Here is a 23,914-nt window from a genome sequence, read left to right as displayed (position 1 = left end):
CGCGCCCCCCCCCCCCCCGGGGGGGGGGGGGGCCCCCGCCCGGGGGGGCGCCGCCCGCGCGGCCCCCCCCCCCTCGGGGTCTGTGCTGGGGTTCGTGGGCGGAGGAAGGAACCCCTCGGCTACTTCTTCTTGCCCTTGTCGCCGAGCGGCAGCGCGGCCAGGCCGCCGATGATCACGAAGGCCGCGATCGGGAGCAGCACGTACAGGCCGAGGGTCTCGGCGACGCTCAGGCCGCTACCCGGGTCGTCGCCGTCGTCCCGGGTGAGGGCCATGGCGGGCGACGACAGCAGCATCATCAGCGTGACCGTTGCGGTGACCGCGCCGGCTCGCAAAGCGTTCCTCTTGTCCACGGTGCCAACTTACCCGTCACTTACGCCGGCCCGCTCGGCGGGGTCGGCCTTTCGGGAGCGCCCCCGCGGGCGGTGTCCGGCCGCACGCCCACGGAGCGCAGCAGGTCCGCGAGGGCGCGGACGTCCGGGGCGGCGGCCAGGGTGTCCAGGGTGACCGGCGTCCCGGAGCCGTCGGCGACCGGCAGGCGCCAGTTCGGGTACTGGTCCCAGGTGCCGGGCAGGTTCTGCGGGCGCGGGTCGCCGACCACGTCCGGCAGCCAGACGCCGACCAGTCCGGCCGGGGTGGCGGCCAGGAACCGGTGGAGCGCGACGGCGGAGAGCGGCTCGTCCGCGCCCAGCAGGCCCAGCCGGACCAGCTCGGCCCGCCAGTCGGCCAGCTCGGCGGCGGCCTGGGCCCGCTCCTCGCCCAGCGGGCGGGCCAGCAGGCCCAGCCGGTGGCGCAGCTCCACGTGCTCGCCGGAGAGCCGGGCGGCGGTGGACGGCAGGTCGTGCGTGGTCAGGGTGGCGAGGCTGCCCGCGCGCCACCGCCGCGGCGCCAGGATCCCGCCGCCGGCCTCCCAGTCCCGCTCGAACCAGAGCACCGAGGTGCCGAGCACACCGCGCTCGGCCAGCTGCTCGCGGACGCCCGGCTCGACCGTGCCGAGGTCCTCGCCGACCACCGCCGTGCCGGCCCGGTGCGCCTCCAGGGCGAGCACGGCGAGCATCGCCTCGGCGTCGTAACGGACGTACACGCCCTCGGTCGGGGCGTGCCCGGCCGGCACCCACCAGAGCCGGAACAGGCCCATCACGTGGTCGATCCGCAGGGCGCCGGCGTGCCGGGCGGCGGAGCGGATCAGCTCGGCGAAGGGCGCGTAGCCGGCGGCGGCCAGCGCGTCCGGGCGCCAGGGCGGCAGGCCCCAGTCCTGGCCGTGCGCGTTGAAGGCGTCCGGCGGCGCGCCGACCGAGATGCCGGTGGCGAGGACGTCCTGGAGCGCCCAGGCGTCGGCGCCGTCGGGGTGGACGCCGACCGCGAGGTCGTGCACCAGGCCGACCGGCATCCCGGCGGTGCGGGCGGCCCGCTGGGCCCGGTCGAGCTGGCGGTCGGTCTGCCAGGCCAGCCAGCGGTGGAAGTCGACCCGGTCGGCGAGTTCGGCGGCCGCGTGCCGCACGTGCGGGGAGTCGGGGTGGCGCAGGCCCTTCGGCCAGCGGTGGTGGTCGGCGCCGTGGCGTTCGGCCAGGGCGTTCCAGAGCGCGTACCGCTCCAGCCACTCGCCCTCGCGGGCCCGGTAGGCGTCGAAGGCGGCGGTGCGGACGGCGCCGTGCCGGGCCGCGTACCGGCGGTGCTCGGCGTGCAGCAGCTCCAGGGCGCGGCGTTTGAGGGCCCAGACCTCGTCCCGGTCGATGAGGCCGTCGTGCTCCAGCACCTCGGCGCGCAGCCGGGCGGCGCGGGTGAGCAGCTCGTCCGCCTCGGCGCGGGGCGGGCCGGTCAGGTAGGCGTACTCGGGGACCTCCTCGACCCGCAGGTGGACCGGGTCGGCGAAGCGGCGGGAGGAGGGGCGGTAGGGGGACGGATCGGAGGGCACGGCGGGCAGGCCCGCGTGCAGCGGGTTGATCTGGAGGAAGCCGGCGCCCAGCGAGCCCGCCCAGGTGGCGAGGTCGGCGAGGTCGGCGAGGTCGCCCATGCCCCAGGAGCGGTCGGAGAGGACGGAGTAGAGCTGGGCGAGGAAGCCCCAGTTGCGGCCGGGCAGGGCGGGGAGGCGGTCGGGGGCGACGATCAGGTGGGCGGTGGCGGCGGGGCGGCCGGGGAGCTCGGCGTGCAGGGTGTGCCGGCCGGGCGGGAGGTCGGCGGGCAGCCAGTGGGCGTGGCCGCGCGGGAGCTCCCAGCGGGCGGCCCGCCCGGGGGCCTCCCGCCCGGGGCCGTCCTGCTCCGGGCCGTCCTGCTCCAGGGTGATGGCGAGCCGGGTCTCGGCGGGGAGGTCGAGCGCGGTGCGGCGTCCGGCCCTGGCCACGACGGTCGGGGGCAGCAGGCGGGCGCGCTGCCGGGCCCGGTGCCGGTCGAGCGCGGCGCGGGCGGCCTCGGGGGTGGCCGCGTCCACGCCGAGCGCGGCGAGGACGGCGACCAGCGTGCGGGCGCCGGCCGGCACTCCTCCGGGGCCGCAGCGGGTGTCCACGCCGTGGGCCTGCGCCAGCGCCACCAGCTCGGGCGGGGGCGGCGGCGCGTCCTGCGCCGGCACGTCCGGTCCGTCGGCTCCGTCACGGTCGAGATAAGCGGCCACTCGCGGCTCCTGCGATGTCTCGGCAACGCCCAGTCAGGACAGCCACAGTCCTACCCGGGTGACGCCCCGGTGACCCGGCGCGACACACAGGGCCGAAGGGGTGGGACGCGGCGGCGGGGGGCGCTCGGGGAGGGAGGAAAGCACTCTTTAAAGGGGCCTTAAGTCCGACGTAAATCGGACAAAGTCGGCATACCCGTCGACGGCGTTGACACCGGGAAACGTAGCTGGTGGGCTGGGGCGCGATGTGGTCCAGGCCTGGCGAGGAGGCTCCTGTGCAAGCCCGAGTGTCCGAGGTGGCCGGGCGGCGGCTTCGTCAGCAGTTGGAGCAGAGTTCGGCGCTGCGCGAGGTGCTGTACCACCCCGCGGCCCTCGCGGCCCGGCGGGCCACGGCGCGGACGTGCCGTCAGCTGGCGCCCAGGACGGCGGACCGGCTGATCGCGGACCTCAAGGGCACCGAACCGCTGCTCCGCTCGGTCCGGGACGAGCGCGCGCGGGCCGCCCGACCGGGGGCGCCGAGCCGGCGCACCCTCCAGGTGGCGGCCACCCTGTCGGCGGCGGCCGTGGTCGGCGGCCTGCTGGTGAGCGGCCCGGCCGCGTACGCGCAGGGGCCCGGCTTCTCCCCCGGGCCGGACGTGGTGAGCACCGCGGGCGGCGGCGCCCCGCAGACCCCGCTCGGCAGTGTGAGCGACCCTCAGGTCTTCCCCCGCCCGCAGGAGCGGAGCGTGGCCGGCAAGCCGGTCACCGTGCCGGGCGTCGTCACCCTGGTCACCGCGCCGGAGGCCGACCCGGGCGCGGTCGCCGCGGTGCAGGAGGTCCTCGGCGTGGCCGGGGCGGCCACCATGACCCCGGTGTCGCAGCCCGGGGCGCCGGTCGCCGGATCGCTGGTGGTGTACGTCGGCGGCCCCGCCGAGGGCGCGGGCGGCGCGACCGACCGGATCCTGCGCGAGCTCACCGTCGCGGCCGGCGGCACGGACACCGCCGCGCCGTCCACCGCCGGGATGCCCGCCGGCGGCTACGTGCTGTCGGCCGGTCAGCTCCCGGTGGCCGGCGGCGGCAGCTACGGCGCGGTCGTGCTGGCCGGCGCGGACGGCACCGGCACCTTCTACGCGGCGCAGTCGCTGCGCCAGCTGCTCGCCGCCGTCCCGGCCGGGCAGGGCCAGGCGCCGGGCGCGGCCGGGCTCGGACTGCCCGGGATCACGCTGCGCGACTGGCCGTCCGGCGCCCCGGTGCGCGGCACCGCCGAGGCCTTCTACGGCACCCCGTGGACCCAGCAGCAGCGGCTGGACCAGCTGGACTTCCTCGGCGGCTCCAAGCAGAACTTCTACCTCTACGCCCCGGGCGACGACCCGTACCGCACCGCCCGCTGGCGGGACGCCTACCCGCAGGCGAAGGCCGACGAGCTGCGCGCGCTGGCCGTCCGCGCCGGGCGCAACCACGTCACGCTCGGCTACGCGATCGACCCCGGCCAGTCCTTCTGCTACAGCTCCGGCAAGGACGCGGACGCGCTGGTCGCCAAGCTGGACGGGCTGCGCCGGCTCGGCTTCGGCGCGTTCCAGCTGCAGTTCCTGGACGTCTCCTACGACGAGTGGCACTGCTCCGACGACCGGGCCAGGTACGGCACCGGCCCGGCCGCCGCCGCCAGGGCCCAGGCCGAGCTGGCCGTCAAGGTGCAGGACCGGCTGGTGGCGAGGAACCCGGAGCTGGCGCCGCTGTCGGTCGTCCCCACCGAGTACCACCAGCAGGGCGCCACCCCGTACCGGACGGCGCTGGCCGCCGCGCTGCCGTCGGCCGTGCAGGTGGCCTGGAGCGGGGTCGGGGTGATCCCGGAGCGGATCACCGGCACGCAGGTCGGCGAGACCTCGGAGCTGTACCGGCACCCGCTGGTCACCATGGACAACTACCCGGTCAACGACGCCAGCCCGGACCGGCTCTTCCTGGGCGCCTACAGCGGCCGCGACACCGAGGTGGCGACGCGGTCGGCCGTGATGCTGACCGGTGCGATGCAGCAGCCGGTCGCCTCCCGGATCGCGCTCTCCACGGCCGGGGACTTCGCCTGGAACCCGGGCGGCTACAAGCCGGAGGACTCCTGGCGGGCGGCGCTGCGCGCGCTGGCCGGGCCGACCGGCGCGACCGCGACGCCCACCGGGGAGACCCTGCCGGCGGTCACCGCGCTGGCCGGCAACAGCGTGTCCTCGCCGCTGGCCAAGCAGGAGTCCGGCTACCTGCTGCCGCTGATGGACCGGTTCTGGGCGACCGCCGAGCCGACCTCCGGCGCCGCGCCCGACCTGGCCGGGCTCATCGAGGCCGCCGCCCCGCTGCGGGAGGCGTTCACCGCGATGGCGGGCGCCCAGCAGACCCTGGCCGCCGCCCCGGCGACCGCCCAGCTGGCCGCGGAGGCCGCGCCCTGGCTGGCGCCGCTGCGCGACTACGGCCTCGGCGGGCAGGCCGCCCTGGACATGCTGCTGGCGCAGCGCGGCGGGGACGGCGGGGCCGCCTGGAAGGCCCGGGTGGAGCTGAACAAGCTGCGCGAGCAGCTCGGCCAGAGCCCGGCGACGGTCGGCGCGGGCGTGCTCGGCCCGTTCCTGGAGCGGGCCCTGCGGGCCGCCGACACCTGGGCGGGCGTCCAGGGCGGCGGCATCACCCCGACCACCACGCTGGGCACCGCGCACGACCACCTGCCGGCGCTGATGGCCGACGGCGCCGCCGACACGTTCTACTGGAGCTCGGCGCCGCCGCAGGCGGGCGACTCGGTCGGGCTGGACCTCGGCGGCGGGCGCCCGGTCGGCAGCGTGACCGTGCTGATGGGCTCCTGGGGCAGCGGGCCGGACGGCCAGAGCGCGCTGGACGACTACATCCGCGACGGCGTGCTGGAGTACACCACCGGCGAGGGCGGCTGGAAGAAGCTGGCCTCGGTGAAGAACCAGAAGTCGGTCTCCGCGCAGCTGCCCGCCGGGACGGTCGTCCGGGCGGTCCGGCTGCGGGCCACGGCCGCGCAGAAGACCGCGGTCGCGGTGCGCGAGTTCTCGGTGACCGCGCCGGACGAGCTGCCGGCCAGCGTCTCCGGCGGCCCGGCCGCGCTGCCCGGCTCCTCGGCCACGGCGGTGCTGGACGGCAACCCGGACACCGCCTACCGGGCGGCCACCGCGCCGACCGCGCGGGACGAGCCGCTCACCGTCGAGCTGGGCGCCGCCCGGCCGCTGGACCGCCTCACCGTCCTCACCGACCCGGGCGTACGGGCCTCGGCCGGCGTCTCGGTGCGGCACCCGGACGGCTCGTGGACCGAGATCGGCACCGTGCAGCCGGGCTGGAACGAGCTGTCGGCCGGCGGCCTGCCCGCCGACGCGTTCCGGCTGGCCTGGAAGCCGGGCGGGGAGCCGCCGGTGGTCAACCAGGTGATCCCCTGGTACGCGGACGCCCCGGCGGCCCGGCTGAGCCTGGCCGACGTCTCGGTGGACGCGGTGATCGGGGAGGACGCGCCGGTGCAGGCCCGGGCGGTCGTCGAGGCCGGTCGGCCGGAGGGGGTCACCGGGGAGCTGCGCACCGAGGTGCCGGCGACCGCCAAGGGGCTGACGGTGGCGCCGGTCACCGGGGTGAGCGTGCCGCGCGGCGGGAAGGTCGGCGTGCCGCTGCTGGTCACCGCCGGGCCGGAGACGCCGTCCGGGACGTACCAGGTGCCGGTGGTGTTCGTGGCCGGGCAGACCTCCGTCCGCCAGGTGCTCCAGGTGCACGTGGTGCCGCCGACCGGCGGGCCGGATCTGGCGATCACCGCGCGGGCGAGCTCCTCGGGCGACGAGACGTCGAACTTCCCGGCCTCGGCGGTGGCCGACCAGGACCCGAAGAGCCGCTGGTCCTCGCCGGCGGCCGACGACGCCTGGGTGCAGCTGGAGCTGCCGGAGGCCACCCACCTGGGCTCGGCGGTGCTGCACTGGCAGGCCGCGTACGCCGCCTCGTACCGGATCCAGACCTCGGCGGACGGCCGTTCCTGGACCACGGTCGCGACGGTGGAGGACGGCGCGGGCGGCAAGGAGACGGTGCGGTTCGACGCGCCGGACGCGAAGTTCGTGCGGATGCAGGGCGTGGCCCGGGCCACCAAGTACGGCTACTCGCTGTGGGGCATCGAGCTGTACGCCGTCGCCGGGGCGGCCGCGACGGTGCCGCCGCCGGTGAGCCCGCCGGTCACGCCCCCGGTCACCGCGCCGACCACCGCGCCGACCGCCCCGCCGGGCGGCGGCCAGCAGGCGGGCGGCCAGGCCGGCGGGCCCGGCGGGCCCGGCGGGCCCGGCGGGGGGACGGCGACCACGCCGTCGCCCGGGCCGACGCCCTCGGGCACCCCGACCGGCCCGGCGCCCCAGCCGACGGGCACCGCCAGGCCGTAGCGACAGGCCCTCGAACGGCGGGCCGCCGCGCTCCCCGGCTGCGGGGTGCGCGGCGGCCCATGAGGCGTACCGAGAGATGTGACGGGCAAGCCCTTGTGGTGCGGGAATCAGGCGGACAGCGGCTCCGGCTGCTCTCCGCGGCGGGCGGGGGCGGGGTGGGCGGCGTGCGCCCGGCCGAGCGGCACCGGATGGGCGGCCTCGGTATGGTCGTGGTGCTCGTACTCGCCCCACTGCGGGGCGCGCAGCTGGTCGCCTCCGCCGTACGGTTCCAGGTAGGGGCGCCAGCGCGGGTCCTTGATGCCGGTGCCGATGATCCGCCAGGCCAGTCCGCTCGGCGGGGCGGGTGGTCGTTTCATCCGCCAGCCGAGTTCGGTGAGGTGGCGGTCGGCCTTGGTGTGGTTGCAGCGGCGGCAGGCCGCCACCACGTTGTCCCACCGGTGCTGGCCTCCCCGGCTGCGCGGGATGACGTGGTCGACGCTGGTGGCGGCGGCCCCGCAGTAGACGCAACGGCCGTGGTCGCGGGCGAACAGCGCCCGGCGGGTGAGCGGGACGGGCCCGCAGAACGGGACCCGGACGAAGCGGGTCAGACGGACGACGGACGGCGCCGGAAGGGCGCTGGTGGCGCTGTGCAGAGTGACACCCGAGTCCTCAAGGCTGACCGCCTTGTGGTTGAGGACGAGGATGAGCGCGCGGCGCATCGATACGACGCCGAGTGGCTCGTACGACGCGTTGAGGACCAGGACATGCGGCACGGATGCCTCCTTGGACGCCTGCGGCGCGTGGCTCGCGCCGGGACGAGCGGTTGGATCGCGCAACGGGTGCGTGATCTCCCCCAGTGTCGCCTTACGCCTTCGTACGGCGCCACCACTCCTGTGTAACGGACCTGACGTGAACTCCGGGTGTGGCTTCTGTCATACCCGGTATGCCCGGGGGAAGCGCGGGTTGCACGCGGGTGCCCCGGCGGGGTACCGCTGGGCCGGTCGGAGCAGTGCGGACAGCGGCGCGCGGGGGTACGGACGGGGCGTTCACGCGGGTCCGCGCGCCCTCCGGACGGCCGATCGGCGTGTCAAGGTGCGGGCCGGGTGGCGGTTAGGGTAGGGCGGACGGTCCGCAGGCCAGGGGCGTGCCTCGCGGCGGCGGGCCGTGCCACGACCCCAGCAGGAAGGTCCCGCACGTGTTCCGGTCCGGTGCCGCCGGTCTCCTCGCCGACGCGTCCGCCACGACGCCGGCCTCGACGCCCGCCCCCTCCCCGACTCCCACGGCCCCGGAGTTGCCCGACCTGAGAATCCCGACGAGCGCCCAGGAGGTCTCCGAGACCACCCGGCAGGCCGCCGGCTGGTTCGACGAGCACTGGCAGGACTGGCTCGCGAGCGGGATCCGGATCGTCTTCATCATCGTGCTGGCGCTGGTGCTGCGGGCGATGGTGCGCAAGCTGATCACCCAGCTGATCACGCGCATGATCCGCCCCGGCGAGAGCGAGGACGAGCCGAGCCGGCTGGGCGGGCTGCTGGCCAACACCGGGGTGGTCAACCCCGAGCGGCGCCAGCAGCGCGCGGAGGCGATCGGCTCGGTGCTGCGCAGCGTCGCGTCGTTCACCATCCTGGGCACGGCGGCGCTGATGGTGCTGTCGGCGCTCGGGATGAACCTGGCGCCGCTGCTGGCGAGCGCCGGTGTGGCCGGTGTGGCGATCGGTTTCGGTGCCCGCAACCTGGTCACCGACTTCCTCTCCGGGGTCTTCATGATCATGGAGGACCAGTACGGCGTCGGCGACGAGATCGACACCGGGGTGGCCAGCGGCACGGTGCTGGAGGTCGGCCTGCGGGTCACCAAGCTGCGCGGCGCCGGCGGCGAGATCTGGTACATCCGCAACGGCGAGGTGAAGCGGATCGCCAACATGAGCCAGGGCTGGTCGACGGCCTCGGTGGACGTCCAGGTCGGTTACAAGGAGGACCTGGAGCGGGTCGAGGCGCTGATCACGGAGACCGCCGAGGCGATGGCCAAGGAGGCGCCGTACGACGAGCTGGTCTGGGCGCCGTTCAAGATCCTCGGCGTGGAGTCGGTCGCGGCGGACTCGGTGGTGCTGCGGATCGAGGCGCGCACGGCCCCCGGCAAGTCGCTGAGCGTGGCGCGGGCGCTGCGCCAGCGGGTCAAGCGGGTGCTGGACGAGGCCGGGATCAAGGTCAAGGAGGAGCTCCCGCCGGTCGCCGCAGGCACCGGTGCCGGAACGACCGCCGCCGCGACGGTGCTGACCACCGCCGCGGCCGTCCCCGCCCCGGGCACCGACCCGGCCCCGCCGTCCGCGCTGGCCGACCCCACCTCGGCCGGCTACAAGGCCGCCACCCCGATACCGGCCCCGGTCCGCCCGGCCGACGACACCACCACCAAGGCGCCCTGAGACCTGTGCGGGCGCTCGGCCGGGAGTTCCCGGCCGTCCGGCCCCGTCGCGGGTGAACGTGAGCCCCGCAGCCCGAGCGACTCGGGCGGCGGGGCTTCGTGCTTCGCTCACGGAGACCTCCGAGGCGACGGCCGAGGAGGCGCCGTGCAGCAGGCTCTGCGGCAAGGGCCGACCTTTCTTCAGGGCGGCGGGCCTCCTCGTCCGAGGGGGCCGCCGTACCCGTGTTCAGCAGTGGCCGATCCGCGCTTCGGTTCCGCCCGCCCCACCGTCCGCGTGCGGGCCGGTAACGAGTCGGCATCCTCCGGTGGAAGGGCCATTGACACTCCGCCGACGGGGACCGTACGGTCCTGTCCCGAAGCGACTGGAAAGTTTCCTAACAGTTCGCCATGAGCAGTCGGCCGTCCCGAGGAGGAGGATCTTCGCGTGACCAGAAGCACCGCCAAGGCCCCCCTCGCCGGCACCCCCAGCCTGCTGCGCGCCATCAACGACCGCGCCGCGCTCGAACTCCTGCTGGAGAACGGGCCCCTCTCCCGCACCCAGATCGGCACCCTGACCGGGCTCTCCAAGCCCACCGCCTCCCAGCTGCTGGCCCGTCTGGAGGCGGCCGGGCTGGTGGTGCCGGTGGGCACCACGGCCGGCGGCCCGGGCCCCAACGCGCAGCTGTACCAGGTGAACCCGGCGGCCGGCTACGTCGCCGGACTGGACGTCACCACCAGCCACGTCCGGGTCGCGGTCGCCGACATCACCGGCTCCACGCTCGCCGAGCACGTCGTCCCCACCAAGGGCTGGGCGGCCGCCGAGACGGTGCCCCGGGTCGCCGGGGCGGTCGCCGGGGCGGTCCGCGCCGCCGGGCTCGCCGAGGGCGGCCTGCACTCCGTGGTGATCGGCGTCGGCGGCGCGCCCGACCCGGTCACCGGCAAGCTGCGGTACGCCTCCCACCTTCCCGGCTGGCACGCGCCGCGGCTGGTCGAGCACCTCGCCGCCGCGATCGGCGCGCCGGTGACCATCGAGAACGACGTGAACCTCGCCGCCGTCGCCGAGCAGTCCTCGGGCGCGGCCCGCGGGTTCGAGGACTTCGTGCTGCTCTGGGCCGGGGAGGGCATCGGCGCGGCGATCGTGATCGCCGGCCGGCTGCACCGCGGCTTCACCGGCGGCGCCGGGGAGGTCGGCTACATGCCGGTGCCCGGCGCCCCGGTGGTCAAGGACGTCCGCCGCCGCAACTCCGGCGGGTTCCAGGAACTGGTCGGCGCCCCCGCCGTCCGGGCCCTGGCCAAGGAGCACGGGCTCGGCGCGCCGACCGCCGAGGAGTCGGTCGCCAGGGCGCTGGCCACCCCGGGCGCCGGCGACGCGTTCCTCGCCGAGCTGGCCGCCCGGCTGGCCGTCGGACTGGCCGTGATCGTCGCCGTCGTCGACCCCCGGCTGGTGGTGGTCTCCGGCGGCGTGCCGAACGCGGGCGGCGAGCGGCTGCGGGCGCTGGTCGCGGAGGAACTGGCCCGGATCGCGGCCGCCCGGCCGGAGGTGCGCGGCAGCGCGCTGACCGGCTCGCCCGTCCTGCTCGGCGCACTGCAACGCGCGCTGGCGGCCGCCCGTGAGGCGGTCTTCTCCACACACTGACGCTCCACCGCGCGGTCCCGCGCACCCCGACGCTCCACCGCACTCCCCCCTGCACCCACCTCTCCCCCATCCCCCGAACGCGGGCCCCGAGGCAATGACGCCTGCCCGCGCAGCCCCAGGAGGACCTCGAAGTGCACTCCACCACCTCCCACTCCCGCAGAAGCCGCCGGACACTCGCCGCCGTGACCGGCAGCGCCGTCCTCGCCCTGCTCGCCACCGCCTGCACCGGCAGCAGCGACGGCAGCGGCAGCGACGACTCGGCCAGTGGCAAGGACGTCACCATCACCTTCTGGCACGGCTGGAACCAGGAATCCGAGGTGAAGGCGATCAACGACAACGTCGCCGCCTTCGAGAAGTCCCACCCCAACATCAAGGTCAAGGCCGTCGGCAACATCGCCGACGACAAGGTCAACCAGTCGCTGCGGGCCGGCGGCGACGACGCCCCCGACGTGGTCTCCTCGTTCACCACCAACAACGTCGGCATGTTCTGTTCCACCAAGTCCTTCGTCGACCTCAAGCCGCTGCTGGCCAAGTCGGGCATCGACGCCGCCAAGACCTTCCCGGCCGCGATGCTCAACTACACGCAGTTCCAGGGCAACCAGTGCGCCCTGCCGCTGCTCGGCGACGCCTTCGGCCTGTACTACAACAAGAAGGCCTTCGCCGACGCGGGCATCGCCAACCCGCCGAAGACCTTCAGCGAGTTCGCCGACGTCGCCAAGCGGCTGACCATCGCCGAGGGCGACGGCTACAAGCAGCTCGGCTTCATGCCGCTGTACCACGGCTACGAGTCGACCACCGAGCACCTGCTCGGCCAGTACGGCCCCACCTACTTCGACGCCGCCGGCAAGTCCACCATCGCCACCGACCCGAAGATCGCGGCGATGCTGAACTGGCAGAAGGGCCTGGTCGACCAGCTCGGCGGCTACGACAAGCTGGAGAAGTACCGCGCCACCTTCGGCGAGGAGTTCAGCGCCAAGAACCCGTTCCACACCGGCCAGGTCGCGATGGCCATGGACGGCGAGTGGCGCACCGCCTCGCTCGCCACCGACAAGCCGGACTTCGAGTGGGCCACCGCGCCGTTCCCGGTGCCGGACGACCAGGCCGGCACCTACGGCCGCGGCTACCAGACCGGCACCATCGTCGGCATCGCCAGCACCAGCAAGAAGCAGGCCGCCGCCTGGGAGTTCGTCAAGTTCCTGACCACCGACACCGACGCGGTCGTCTCCTTCGCCAACGCGATCCACAACGTGCCGAGCACCTTCGCCGCGCTGGAGTCGCCGAAGCTGATCGCCGACGAGAACTTCAAGACCTTCGTGAACATCGCGAAGCACGCCAGCTCCGGCACCACCCCGCCGGTGGTCAACGGCGGCGGCTACATCGTCTCGCTGCAGAACCTCGGCTACGACTACGAGTCCGGCAAGCAGGGCGATCTCGCGGCCGGCCTCGCCGCCACCGCCAAGGAGATCGACGCCGCCATCGCCCAGGCCAAGTAGCGCGCGGCGCCCCGCGCGTCCGGCCCGTCCACGGAGCTCCCATGTCACTCGCGTCCGCCACCCGCAAGGGGGCCGGAGCGACCGCCCCGGCGGCGCCTCCCGTGCAGCAGCAGCTGCGCCGGAAGCGCCGCCGGGCGGCGGCCCGCACCCTCGCCTTCCTCTCCCCCTGGCTGATCGGCTTCAGCGTCTTCTTCCTGTACCCGCTGATCTCGACGATCTACTTCTCGTTCACCAAGTACAACGGCTTCGGCTCGCCCACCTTCAACGGCCTGGGGAACTGGGACTACGTCTTCAACGACCTCCCGGCGTTCTGGCAGGGCCTGCGCAACACCCTGTGGCTGGTCGTCATCATGGTGAGCCTGCGGGTGGCGTTCGGCCTCGGCGTCGGGCTGCTGATCACCAAGATCAAGAGCGGGGTGGGCTTCTTCCGCACCGCCTTCTACCTGCCCTACCTCGCCCCGCCGGTGGCCGCCACCGTCGCCTTCGCCTTCCTGCTCAACCCCGGCACCGGCCCGGTCAACCACTTCCTCGGCGAGATCGGGCTGCCGCAGCCCGGCTGGTTCGCCGACCCGGACTGGTCGAAGCCGGCGCTGACCCTGCTCGCCATGTGGGGCGTCGGCGACCTGATGGTCATCTTCATGGCCTCCCTGCTGGACGTCCCCCGGGAGCAGTACGAGGCCGCCGAGCTCGACGGGGCCGGCCCCTTCCAGCGGTTCCGCTACGTCACCCTGCCGAACATCTCGCCGATCATCATGTTCGCGGTGGTCACCGGGGTCATCCAGACCATGCAGTACTACACGCAGGCGATCGTCGCCGGGAAGGTCGCCGGCGGCATCGCGGGCAACTCCGGCCAGCAGTTCGAGCCCGGCTACCCGTCCGGCTCCACCTGGACCCTGCCGCAGATGGTCTACAACCTCGGCTTCCAGCGCTTCAACTACGGTGCGGCGTGCGTCGTCGCCCTGGTGCTGTTCGTCATCTCGATGGCCGTCACCTCGGTGCTGATGCGCCGCCGGTCCGGCTTCATGGCCAGCGACGACTAGCGGCCCAGTGAGGACACGATCATGACTCTCAGCTCGACCCTCCCCGCCGAGGCGCCCGGGAAGCGGCCCGGCCGGGGCGCCGCCCGCGGCCCCGTCACCGCCGCCGCCCGCACCGCCCGCCGCCGGGCGCTGCTCAACTGGGTGGCCGTCCACTCGCTGGCCGTCGCCGCCGGCCTGTTCTTCCTGCTGCCGTTCGTCTTCGCCTTCCTGACCTCGGTGATGTCGGACAGCCAGGCGCTCACCACCGACTACTGGCCCACGTCCTGGAACTGGGGCAACTACGGGAAGGTCTGGGACACCCCCGGCTTCCTCACCTGGTGGCGCAACACCCTGCTGTACGCCGGCCTCGGCACCGTGCTGACCATCGTCTCCAGCCTGCCGGTCGCCTACGCGCTCGCCAAGTTCCGCTTCCGCGGCCGCAACCTGGCGCTGATGGCGGTCATCGCGATGATGATGCTGCCGCCGCAGGTCACCATCATCCCGATGTACCTGTTCTGGGCGAAGCAGATGGGCCTCGGCGGCTCGCTGTGGCCGCTGATCATCCCGATGGCCTTCGGCGACGCCTTCTCGATCTTCCTGCTGCGGCAGTTCCTGCTGACCATCCCCAAGGAGTACATCGAGGCGGCCCGGATCGACGGCTGCGGCGAGCTGCGCACCCTGCTGCGGGTGGTGCTGCCGATGGCCAAGCCGGCCATCGCCGCCGTCGCGCTGTTCCAGTTCTTCTACTGCTGGAACGACTTCTTCGGCCCGCAGATCTACGCCAGCAGCAACCACGACGCCTGGACCCTCTCCTACGGCCTGGAGTCCTTCAAGGGCGCCCACCACACCAACTGGAACCTCACCATGGCCGCCACCCTCCTGGTGATGGCCCCGGTGATCGTCCTCTTCTTCTTCGCACAGAAGGCCTTCATCGAAGGCGTGACACTGACAGGGGTCAAGGGCTGATGTCCGCACTCAAGCTGGCCATCGTTGGCGGCGGTTCGACGTACACCCCGGAGCTGATCGACGGCTTCGCCCGGCTGCGCGACACCCTGCCGATCGGCGAACTCGTCCTGGTCGACCCGGCCGCCGACCGGCTGGAGCTGATCGGCGGGCTGGCCCGGCGGATCTTCGCCAAGCAGGGCCACGGCGCGGTCGTCACCACGACCACCGACGTCGCGGCGGGCGTCGCCGGCTCCGACGCGGTGCTGCTGCAGCTGCGGGTCGGCGGGCAGGCCGCCCGCAACCAGGACGAGACCTGGCCGCTGGAGTGCGGCTGCGTCGGCCAGGAGACCACCGGTGCCGGCGGCCTCGCCAAGGCCCTGCGCACCGTCCCGGTGGTGCTCGACATCGCCGAGACCGTCCGGCGGGCCAACCCCGACGCCTGGATCGTCGACTTCACCAACCCGGTCGGCATCGTCACCCGCGCCCTGCAGGAGGCCGGCCACAAGGCCGTCGGCCTGTGCAACGTCGCCATCGGCTTCCAGCGGCGCTTCGCCAAGCACCTGGGCGTCGACCCGGAGCTGGTCCGGCTCGACCACGTCGGCCTCAACCACCTCACCTGGGAGCGCGGGGTCACCCTGCTCGACGCCCCGGGCGCGGCCGGCGGCCGCGAGGTGCTGCCCGAGCTGCTCTCCGGCTTCGGCAAGGAGATCGCCGAGGACCTGCACCTGCCGCAGCGGGTGATCGAGCGGCTCGGCGTCGTGCCGTCCTACTACCTGCGGTACTTCTACCAGCACGACCTGGTGGTGGAGGAGCTGAGGTCCAAGGGCTCGCGGGCCGCCGAGGTCGCCGAGATCGAGCGGCAGCTGCTGGAGATGTACGCCGACCCGGCCCTGGACACCAAGCCGGAGCTGCTCGCCAAGCGCGGCGGCGCGTTCTACTCCGAGGCGGCGGTGCAGCTCATCGCGGCGCTGCTCGGCACCGGCGGCGGCACCTCCGTGCAGGTGGTCAACACCCGCAACGACGGCGTGCTGCCCTTCCTGCCGGACGACGCCGTGATCGAGGTGCCGGCCGAGGTCGACGCGGCGGGCGTGCGCCCGCTGCCGCAGCGCCCGCTGGAGCCGCTGTACGCCGGCCTCGTCGCCGCCGTCACCGCGTACGAGCACCTCGCCCTGGACGCCGCCCTGCGCGGCGGCCGCGACCGGGTCTTCGACGCGCTGCTCGCCCACCCGCTGGTCGGCCAGATCGAACTCGCCGACCGGCTGACGGACCGGCTGCTCGCGCACAACCGCGAGCACCTCAGCTGGGCCTGACCCGCCCGGCCCCCGTCCCGGCCGCGCCCGGGCCCCCGGTCCCCGGCCCGCACTCCGTGGGGGGAGTGCGGGCCGGATCACGGGCGGGCCGCGCGCCCCGGGAACGGGCACCGGGCGGAGCCACGCCCTCCCCCGCCGGGAAAGACCCCCGGCCGGGCCACGTACGACGAGCCGCGGGAACCCCGATGACCCACCAGCCCGAACCGCACCTGCCCGGCGTCCTCGCCATCGACGCCGGCAACTCCAAGACCGACGTCGCCCTCATCGGCGCCGACGGCTCCGTCCTCGGCTCCGCCCGGGGCGGCGGCTTCTTCCCGGCCACGATCGGCGCCACCGCCGCCGTCGCCGGCCTCGCCCCGCTGGTCGAGGAGGCCGCGGCGGCCGCCGGGATCGCCGGCTGGAACGGCCCGCTGACCAGCCACGTCAGCGCCTGCCTCGCCAACGCCGACCTGCCGGTCGAGGAGGAGGCGCTGCGCGTCGCGCTGGAGTCCCACCCCTGGGGCGCCGGCAACACCGTCGTCAACGACACCTTCGGTCTGCTGCGGGCCGGCACCGACGGCCCGCGCGGCGTCGCCGTCGTCTGCGGCGCCGGCATCAACTGCGTCGGCCTGCTGCCCGACGGGCGCACCGCCCGCTTCCCCGCCCTCGGCGAGCTCACCGGCGACTGGGGCGGCGGCGCGGGCCTGGCCGTCAGCTGCATGTGGCACGCCGTGCGGGCGGAGGACGGGCGCGGCGGGCCGACCGGCCTGGCCGCCGCCATCGCCGAACACTTCGGCCTGCCCACCACCGGGGCCGTCGCCGAGGCCGTCCACCTCGGGCACCTGCCGTCCACCCGGCTGCACGAGATCGTCCGGGTGCTGTTCGCCGTCGCCGGGACCGGGGACGCCACGGCGCTGTCGCTGATAGACCGGCAGGCCGACGAGATCACCCGGCTCGCCGTCGTCGCGCTGCGGCGCCTGGACCTGCTGGAGACGCCCACCCCGGTGGTGCTCGGCGGCGGGGTGCTCGCCTCCCGGCAGCCGCTGCTGCTCGACAACCTGACGGCCCGGCTGGCGCGGGAGGCGCCGCTCGCCGAGCCGCGGGTCGTGGTCGCCCCGCCGGTGCTCGGTGCGGCGCTGCTCGGGCTGGACCACCTGGAGGCCGGGCCGCGGGCCCAGGAGCGGGTCCGCGAGGCCTACGACCCGGCGCACCCGGTCGCGGTCTGACGGTTCCCCACCCGGCCTCCGCCCTCGCCCCGGCCCCGCTTCCGCCCCCTCCTCCGCCCCCGCCGGGTCCGCACGCCCGGCGGGGGCGGCCCTCCGCAACCGGGCCCGCGGATTCCGCGTCCAGGTGGATGTCCCGTCCAGCCGTGCTCCTGGAAGACTCACCCCATGACCGCGCCCCGCCGCCTCCTCCTCGCCGTGCTGCTCTGCTGCGCCGCCACCACCGGGCTCGCCGCCTGCACGCCGATCGACGAGGACCCGACGCTGGCGATGGCCTCGGACGACGTCGCGGACGACGGCGACGCCGATGCCGCCGATGCCGCCGAGAACGAGGCGGACGCAGCGGAGGCCAAGGACGCCGAGGGCACCGAGGACGCCGAGGACCTCGCGGAGGAGGAGGCCTGGGAAGCCCCCGGGGCCGGGCCCGGCCTCGACTCCTTCTCCCCCACCGCCTGCACCACCCCGGGCGGGCGCCGGACCGTCCGGGTCCTCGACGTCGTCGAGGGCCGCCTGACCGTCCGCCCGGCCTGCGCCCCCGACGCCGCCCCCGCCACCCACGCCCTGGCCGCCCACGCCACCGCCACCCTGGTCGACCTCCCCCACGACGAACCCGCCAAGGAGGTCCAGCTCCCGGTCCTCCTGGACCACCTGGACACCTGCCTGGCCGACGGCACCCCCGAGCCCCCGTACGGCTGCTGGGGCAACACCTACGACCTGACGCTGGACGCCCGCGGCCGGATCACCCGGATCCAGGAGACCGGCCCCGGGGCCTGAAACGCCGGACCGGACCCCCGCCATGGCGTGGCGGGAGCCCGGTTGGTGGTGTCCGTCCGGCCTACAGGAGGCTGCTGACCTGCGCGAACCCGTTGTCGGGCCACATCGCGTAGCCGCTGCTGGTGCTGAGCGTGCCGTTGCCGTTGCCCGTCCACAGCAGCAGCGCGCCGTCGGAGAGCTTGCCCGCGACGTCCGCGCGGCCGTCGTTGTTGAAGTCGCCCGAGACCAGGTCGCCGACGGCCCGGAAGCCGTTGTCGGGCCACATCGCGAAGCCGCTGCTGGTGCTCAGCTGACCGTTGCCGGTGCCGGCCCACCAGAGCAGCGTGCCGTCGGAGAGCTTGCCCGCGACGTCGGTGCGGCCGTCGCCGTTGAAGTCGGCCGCCACCAGGTCGTGCACCTGGCCGAAGCCGTTGTCCGGCCACATCCGGTAGCCGCTGTAGGTGTTCAGGGTGCCGTTGCCGTTGCCGGTCCACAGCAGCAGCGTGCCGTCCGCGGCCTTGCCGACGAGGTCGGTCCTGCCGTCGTTGTTGAAGTCGCCGGCCAGCAGGTCGTGGACGTCCTTGAAGCTCTTGTCGGGCCACATCGCGAAGCCGCTGTTGGTGTTCAGCGTGCCGTTGCCGTTGCCGGCCCACCACAGCAGCGTGCCGTCGGAGAGCTTGCCCGCGACATCGGTGCGGCCGTCGCCGTTGAAGTCGCCCGCCACCATGTCACTGACCTGGCCGAAGCCGTTGTCCGGCCACATGCCGTAGCCGCTGTTGGTGTTCAGCGTGCCGTTGCCGTTGCCCGTCCACAGCAGCAGCGCGCCGTCGGAGAGCTTGCCCGCGATGTCCTCACGGCCGTCACCGTTGAAGTCCACCCGCACCGGGGCGGCCGGGCCGGACGGCGGGGTGACGGCGACGTCCAGGATGTCGTGGTCGATCCGCAGCGGGAACCCGCCGTAGGTCTCGTCGACGTCGGCGCGGTACTGGCGGACGCGCTCGTGGTTGACCCACACGCCGCTCGGTATGTACGGGTCGCTGGTGGTCGCCTGGCCGTTCCAGTTGGCGCAGAACAGCACGTCCGGGATGGCGTAGCCGCCGCCGAGGTTCTTGACGATGTCGTTGATGCCGCTGGCGCCACTGCTGTAGACGCCCGACCGGTAGCCGCGCTCGTGCAGCCGGTTGGTCCACGCGGAGAGGAAGGTGAGGACCGTGGTGGTGTACTGGGGCGTGCTGTACGCCTCCATGTCGTAGTAGAGCACGCTGCCCGGGACGAGTCCGAGCGCCGCCGCCTTCGCGATGGCGTTGTCCGCCTCGGTCACGCCGTCGGCCGCCGGGCTGGTGATCCGCGAGGCCTGCCGGCCGACGTAGATCGGCATGAACCGCCAGCCGTCGGCGGCCTGCCGCTGCATCCAGTCCGGGGTGAGGTTCGGCTGCGGGCAGTACATGGCGCTGCCGCCGATGTAGATGCCGACGGCGCCGTACGGGGAGTTCGTCTTCCAGGCCCGCATGAGGTCCGAGCTGGGCGCGGCGCAGGCGTCGAAGCCGCGGCCGATGAAGTTGGTGATGTCCGCCGGCAGCGCGACGGGGGCCGCCGTCACGCCCTGCGCCGCCGAGGGCGCCTGGGCGGCGGACTTCGGGCTCTTGGCGGGCGCCGACCCGCCGGTCGGCAGGCCCGCGGAGGCGAGGATGCCGCGGACCAGCCGCTCGTCGAGGTCGTAGGCGGCGGTGACCCTGATGCCCGCCGCGGTGGCGGTGAGCTGGTGGTCGATCGGGTCGGCCGTGAGGCCCGGGGCGGTGTCGGCGGCGGCGGGCTCGACGAGCAGCGCCTCGGTGCGGCCGACTCCGCCGGCCGGGCAGCGGGAGCCGTCGCCCGGGGTGCCGAGGTAGACCACGTGGCGGTTGAAGCCGACACAGGTCGTCGGGTCGGCGGCGAGGTCGACCACCGGCCAGTCCGCGGGAACGGTGAAGCGGTGGCCCAGGTAGGTCACCGGCTTGGTGTCGGACGAGGCCGCCGGGGTCGGGGCGGGCGCGGCGACGGCCGTCCCCACGGTGGTCGCTCCGAGCGCGAGGCAACCGCCCACGGCCAGGAGCATGCGTCGAATACTGATCGTCATCATCCTTTGTGCTTCGAACGGTTGGGCGTGTCACGGCCCGTTGTGGACGAACCGCACATGCTAGCGCGCGCCGCTGACGAACGGCCGTCGATTCGGGGGCTTGACCTCAAGCGCGGTTGAGGTTGTCGAATGGGGACCGGCGGTGATCACCGCCGCAGGACGCCCGATACGGGGAGAGGTGCTGGTCATGGCGGACGGGGTGCTGGTGGCGGGGGACGTGCCGGCGGCGGTGCGGGAGGCGGTGACCGGGGTGGTCGCGGCGCTGGAGGACGCGTTCAACCGCAAGGACGCCCGCGCGCTGGGCGCGCAGTTCGGCGAGCAGGCGTCCTGGACCAACGCGGCCGGCCGGCGGCTGGACGGGCGGGCGGCGATCACCGAGTTCAGCGGTCCGGCGATGCGGGAGTTCCTCAAGGACGCGTACGCCCGCTACGAGGTGGTGAAGCTGCTGGCGGTCACGGACGGCGTGGTCGCCGTCAACGTGGCCCAGACGCCCACCGACGCCGAGGGCAGGCCGGTGGAGGGTCCGCACGGCCGGGCGCTCTACGTGGTCGCCCGGCAGGCGGACGGGTGGAAGATCGTGGCCGGTCAGAACAACGCGGTCGATGCCCGGTCCGCAGCGTAGGTCCTGACCGGCCCCGGACCGGGGGCCGCCTCCCGATCCCGTGATCGTGCCGGGGAGGCGGCCCCCTTCGTCGTCCGCCGGCCCGACCGTCAGGAGGCGGGGCGCACCGCGATGGCGTCGATCTCGACGAGCATCCCGGGCAGCGCCAGCGTGGCCACCCCGCTGAGGGTCTGTGCGGGCAGGCGCTCGCCCCAGGTGTAGCGCAGGGCCTTGTTGAGGATCTCCAGCTTCTCCTGGTCGTGGTCCTTGATGAACGAACCGAGCCGGACGACGTTCTCGAAGCCGAGGCCGACGGCGGTCAGCGCCCGCCGGAGGTTCTCCAGGGACAGTGCGACCTGGCCGGCGAAGTCCTCCACCGCCACCTGGCCGTCGGCGTCGGAGGCGTACTGCCCGGCGAGGTACACGGTCTCGCCGGCGGCGGAGACGACGTGGCTGTAGCCGAACGGCCTGGGGTCGTGCAGGTCGGCGGGGTTGGTGATGACGCGGTTGTCGGTCACGGGGGCGGTTCCCTTCCGGTGCGGTGTGCGGTGTGCGGCCGCGACAACGCCGGGTGGGTTCACGGTCATCCGGTCCTGACGGAATATCACCCGTTCGCACCCAGGCGGTCGGCGAGGGCGCGCGGCAGCGGATAGGGGCGCTCCGGGGGGAGCAGGCGCTGCGCCTGGGCGGCGCGGCCCTGCTGGAGCAGCGCGGCGATCCGCCGCACCTGCGGGGTGAGGTCGGTGATCCCGGTGATCCACTCCTCGGCGAAGGTCCGGATCAGGGTGCGGCCCACGCCGACCTGGATGCTGTAGTGGTTGAGCGCGGCGCCGCGCGGCGAGCGCTCCGGGTCCCACTGGACGTGGACCTCGGCGCGGGCGAGCGCCGCGGGGTCGGCGGTGGTCGGCACGGCCCGTCCGAGCGCCTCCTCCCAGCCGGCCCGGGTGATCCGCACCGCGAGGACGCGTTCCTGCCCGGGCTTGCGGGCCCAGTTGCTGCGGTGCATCAGCCAGCAGAACGAGGGCTTGATCCACGTCATCCGCCCGAAGGAGAACGGCGGGACGAACCGCCCGGCGGCGAGGGCCGCGTCGGCCACCGCCGGGGCGTACGCCTGGTAGACGACGACGGTGGCGGCGTCGAAGTCGGCACGGATCCCGTACAGCTGCTGCATGGCACCGGACTCTGCCAGCGCACCGCCGCAGGGGCGAGCGGTTTTCCCCCCGCCCCGCCGGCCTGCGCTTCTCCATGCCGCCCGGCCCGCGGGACGGTTGTCCCGGCACGGGTTCGGGCCGGACCGGTGCGCCGCCGCCCCCCGATCGCTACCATCGCACTCGCCGCGGCCACCGACAGCGAGTGGCCTGGACATTCTGGGGGGCCTGTGTCCGAGCTGCTCACCGACATCACCGCGATCGCTCCGTACTTCACGGTCGCCGCAACCGCCTTCGGAACCCAGCTGGCCGAGGAGGCCGCGCAGCGCGTCGCCACGGGGACGGCGGGGACGGGTGAGGGGTTCTTCCGCCGGCTCTTCGGCCGGCGCTCCGCCGAGGTGGCCGAGGTGCTGAACCGCCACGACCTGCCCGAGGAGCGGGTCGACGGCCTGCTGAACGGCCTCGGCGAGGCCGACCGCGCCCGGCTGGCCGAGGCGCTGCTCAGCTGGCTGCGCGGACCGGCGGCGGACCCGCTCGACGCGGAGCGGCTGGTGGAGGCCGTCCGGACGGTCACGATCAACTCGTACGGCGAGCGGGCGTTCAACGCCGCCCACATCGAGAACTCCACGTTCAACTTCGGCAGCTGACCATGGAGGGGGAACCGGGCCCGGACCGGACCGTCGAGATCAACTCGTCCGGCAACAACGCGTTCAACGTCGGCCAAGTCCACCGCTCCACGTTCACCTTCCTGAAGAACGTCGACCCGCGTTCGGTCGTGGCGCGGCTGCCGCTCCTGGTGGCCGTCGGCACCGCCGGCTACGCCGTGCTGTCCTGGCCGGGCGGCCCGCAGAGCCAGTACCTCTGGTTCTACGCCGCCCTCGCGGCCGGCTTCGCGCTGTCGGTGCGGTGCGCCGTCGCCGGACCGACCGCGGTGTCGCACCCGTGGTCGACGGCGGGCCTGCTGCTCCTGGCGTCCGCGCTGGTCCTCTCCCTGCTCGGTCTGGCCGGCCTGGAGTCGGTCCGGCGAGGCGGCGAGGTCCCGGTGGAGATCGCCGTCCGGGGGGCCGGGCCGCTGACCGCCTCCACGACGCAGACCCTCGTCCTGCCCGCACCGGCCGCCGGGAAGGCCCGCGACCGGCTCCGGCTGGCGCTGACCATCTCGGACGACGATCCGACGTCACCGACCTGCGTCCACAAGACGACCGCGACGCTGACGGCCCTCACACCGGGGGTCGCCCCGGGCGTCCAGCGGGTGCCCGCGCAGTCGGTGGTGGAGTTCGACCTCGGCGGTCGGCGCGGCGAGGTGGCCATCGAGATCTCGGTGCAGACCCGGCCGAACTGCGCGATGCGGGTGGCGAAGGCGGACGGGACGCTCTTCAACGACTGACCAGGACCATGGGGGGTAGCACATGACGGACACGCGACGACGGGCACCGGCACTCCGGGCCGCCACCGCGGCGGTTCTCCTCGCCCTCGCCGCCGGGGGGTGCGGCGCGGATCCGGAACCGTCGATCTTCGCCGGCGAGAGGAAGGTCCGGATCGGGGCGAAGAGCGACCAGCCCGGCACCAGCCACGAGCGGCACGCCGGCGACTTCGACGGACTGGACATCGCGGTGGCCAGGGAGCTGCTGGACCGGGTCGGGGCGGAACCCCCGATCTTCAACGGCATCATCTCCAGGAACCGCGCCCCCGCCCTGCGGGACGGGGACGTCGACCTCGTGGTGGCGACCTTCTCGATCACCGCCCAGCGGATGCTCCCGGTCGAGGACGGCGGGGACGGGCTCGACTTCGTCGGCCCCTACGCGTCCACCCAGCAGGGCATGCTGGTGCGGGCGGCCGACCTGGAGCGCTACCGCACCCTGGACGACCTCAACGGCCGGCTGGTGTGCGTCTGGAAGGGCACCACCTCGGCCGAGGAGCTGCGCAAGCCCGCCTACCAGACGATCCGGCTGCGGGAGGAGGAGGACGCGGGCTTCTGCGTCAACGCGCTCAAGGCCGGCGAGGTCGACGCGGTCTCCACCGACCAGCTGATCCTCTACGGCTTCATGGAGGCGGAGCCGACGCTGGCGGTCGTGCCGGGGATCGCGTTCGCGGCGACCAACGACTACGGCGTCGCCCTCGCGAAGGGCCACCGCAAGGACTGCGAGCGGCTGCGGGACGCGCTGAAGAAGTACGTGGTGAGCAACGAGTGGGACCGCGACGTCAAGAACAACCTGCCACAACTGCCCCTGGAGCGCCGCAACGAGGCCCGGCCCACCGAGACCGAGATCGACGGCGCCTCCTGCCGCGACCGCCCGGCCAACGCACCCGTGGGCTGACCCCGGGTGCGCCGGCCGC

General features: G+C 74.4%; 19 protein-coding genes. 13 read left to right on the top strand and 6 right to left on the bottom strand.

The features are described from left to right. Positions 1 to 119 precede the first annotated feature (119 nt). Together ABT093_RS23390 and malQ are read right to left on the bottom strand one after the other, a co-directional pair. The gene (locus ABT093_RS23390; protein ID WP_350567414.1) at positions 120 to 350 is read right to left on the bottom strand and encodes a hypothetical protein; all 231 of its coding nucleotides are present in this window, start codon (positions 348 to 350) and stop codon (positions 120 to 122) included. A gap of 20 nt (positions 351 to 370) precedes the next feature. Next, a complete protein-coding gene (gene malQ / locus ABT093_RS23385; RefSeq protein ID WP_502884293.1) occupies positions 371 to 2,563 on the bottom strand; it encodes a 4-alpha-glucanotransferase in 2,193 nt (730 codons plus the stop codon). Positions 2,564 to 2,877: 314 nt separating this feature from the next. Here malQ and ABT093_RS23380 point away from each other — a divergent pair, with 314 nt between their 5' ends. Next, positions 2,878 to 6,981 carry a beta-N-acetylglucosaminidase domain-containing protein gene (locus ABT093_RS23380; RefSeq protein WP_350567411.1) on the top strand — a complete coding sequence of 1,368 codons (4,104 nt, stop codon included), beginning with the start codon at positions 2,878 to 2,880 and terminating at the stop codon, positions 6,979 to 6,981. 107 nt (positions 6,982 to 7,088) lie between these two features. On the opposite strand, the gene ABT093_RS23375 is transcribed toward ABT093_RS23380, so the two are convergent. After that, positions 7,089 to 7,733, bottom strand: a complete 645-nt coding sequence (locus ABT093_RS23375) for an HNH endonuclease (protein ID WP_350567408.1) — start codon at positions 7,731 to 7,733, stop codon at positions 7,089 to 7,091. A gap of 518 nt (positions 7,734 to 8,251) precedes the next feature. Here ABT093_RS23375 and ABT093_RS23370 point away from each other — a divergent pair. The 8 genes from ABT093_RS23370 (at position 8,252) to ABT093_RS23335 (ending at position 17,733) form a co-directional block, all read left to right on the top strand. Further along, positions 8,252 to 9,376 (top strand): mechanosensitive ion channel family protein, encoded by a 1,125-nt coding sequence (locus ABT093_RS23370; protein WP_350567406.1) that lies wholly within the window; start codon positions 8,252 to 8,254, stop codon positions 9,374 to 9,376. A gap of 423 nt (positions 9,377 to 9,799) precedes the next feature. Further along, the gene (locus tag ABT093_RS23365) at positions 9,800 to 10,990 is read left to right on the top strand and encodes an ROK family transcriptional regulator (RefSeq protein WP_350567404.1); all 1,191 of its coding nucleotides are present in this window, start codon (positions 9,800 to 9,802) and stop codon (positions 10,988 to 10,990) included. Between the two features lie 182 nt (positions 10,991 to 11,172). Beyond that, entirely contained in the window at positions 11,173 to 12,483 is a 1,311-nt protein-coding gene (locus tag ABT093_RS23360) for an ABC transporter substrate-binding protein (protein ID WP_350567401.1), read from the top strand. 41 nt (positions 12,484 to 12,524) lie between these two features. Next, positions 12,525 to 13,523, top strand: a complete 999-nt coding sequence (locus ABT093_RS23355) for a carbohydrate ABC transporter permease (RefSeq protein WP_350567398.1) — start codon at positions 12,525 to 12,527, stop codon at positions 13,521 to 13,523. Between the two features lie 21 nt (positions 13,524 to 13,544). Then, positions 13,545 to 14,468 carry a carbohydrate ABC transporter permease gene (locus tag ABT093_RS23350; RefSeq protein ID WP_350567395.1) on the top strand — a complete coding sequence of 308 codons (924 nt, stop codon included), beginning with the start codon at positions 13,545 to 13,547 and terminating at the stop codon, positions 14,466 to 14,468. Next, on the top strand, positions 14,468 to 15,757 hold the full coding sequence (locus ABT093_RS23345; RefSeq protein WP_350567393.1) for a 6-phospho-beta-glucosidase: 1,290 nt from the start codon (positions 14,468 to 14,470) through the stop codon (positions 15,755 to 15,757). The genes ABT093_RS23350 and ABT093_RS23345 overlap by 1 nt, the downstream gene beginning before the upstream one ends. Positions 15,758 to 15,942: 185 nt before the next feature. Then, entirely contained in the window at positions 15,943 to 16,962 is a 1,020-nt protein-coding gene (locus ABT093_RS23340) for an N-acetylglucosamine kinase (protein ID WP_350567391.1), read from the top strand. Between the two features lie 165 nt (positions 16,963 to 17,127). Next, positions 17,128 to 17,733, top strand: coding sequence for a hypothetical protein (locus tag ABT093_RS23335; protein WP_350567389.1), 606 nt, complete (start codon positions 17,128 to 17,130; stop codon positions 17,731 to 17,733). A 61-nt stretch (positions 17,734 to 17,794) separates the two neighbouring features. On the opposite strand, the gene ABT093_RS23330 is transcribed toward ABT093_RS23335, so the two are convergent. Continuing rightward, entirely contained in the window at positions 17,795 to 19,807 is a 2,013-nt protein-coding gene (locus tag ABT093_RS23330; RefSeq protein ID WP_350567387.1) for a glycoside hydrolase domain-containing protein, read from the bottom strand. Positions 19,808 to 20,015: 208 nt separating this feature from the next. Between ABT093_RS23330 and ABT093_RS23325 the strand changes: the two genes are divergently transcribed. Next, positions 20,016 to 20,450 carry a YybH family protein gene (locus ABT093_RS23325; protein WP_350567385.1) on the top strand — a complete coding sequence of 145 codons (435 nt, stop codon included), beginning with the start codon at positions 20,016 to 20,018 and terminating at the stop codon, positions 20,448 to 20,450. Positions 20,451 to 20,539: 89 nt separating this feature from the next. On the opposite strand, the gene ABT093_RS23320 is transcribed toward ABT093_RS23325, so the two are convergent. Both ABT093_RS23320 and ABT093_RS23315 read right to left on the bottom strand, forming a co-directional pair. Then, positions 20,540 to 20,947, bottom strand: a complete 408-nt coding sequence (locus ABT093_RS23320; RefSeq protein ID WP_350567383.1) for a RidA family protein — start codon at positions 20,945 to 20,947, stop codon at positions 20,540 to 20,542. Positions 20,948 to 21,033: 86 nt separating this feature from the next. Beyond that, positions 21,034 to 21,600 carry a DUF4291 domain-containing protein gene (locus ABT093_RS23315; protein ID WP_350567380.1) on the bottom strand — a complete coding sequence of 189 codons (567 nt, stop codon included), beginning with the start codon at positions 21,598 to 21,600 and terminating at the stop codon, positions 21,034 to 21,036. Between the two features lie 207 nt (positions 21,601 to 21,807). On the opposite strand from ABT093_RS23315, the gene ABT093_RS23310 reads away from it, so the two are divergent. From ABT093_RS23310 to ABT093_RS23300, 3 genes are read left to right on the top strand one after another with little or no spacing between them, the layout of a single operon-like run. Next, complete coding sequence (locus tag ABT093_RS23310) at positions 21,808 to 22,224, top strand: hypothetical protein (protein WP_350567377.1); 417 nt, start codon at positions 21,808 to 21,810, stop codon at positions 22,222 to 22,224. A 2-nt stretch (positions 22,225 to 22,226) separates the two neighbouring features. Next, on the top strand, positions 22,227 to 22,964 hold the full coding sequence (locus ABT093_RS23305; RefSeq protein WP_350567375.1) for a hypothetical protein: 738 nt from the start codon (positions 22,227 to 22,229) through the stop codon (positions 22,962 to 22,964). 22 nt (positions 22,965 to 22,986) lie between these two features. Then, entirely contained in the window at positions 22,987 to 23,895 is a 909-nt protein-coding gene (locus tag ABT093_RS23300; protein ID WP_350567373.1) for a transporter substrate-binding domain-containing protein, read from the top strand. Positions 23,896 to 23,914 lie beyond the last annotated feature (19 nt).

The sequence above is a fragment of the Kitasatospora sp. NPDC002551 genome, from assembly GCF_040296005.1.
Classification (GTDB): domain Bacteria; phylum Actinomycetota; class Actinomycetes; order Streptomycetales; family Streptomycetaceae; genus Kitasatospora.
Note: the sequence above shows the minus strand (reverse complement) of the source record. Positions and strands in the feature narration are given on the sequence as shown.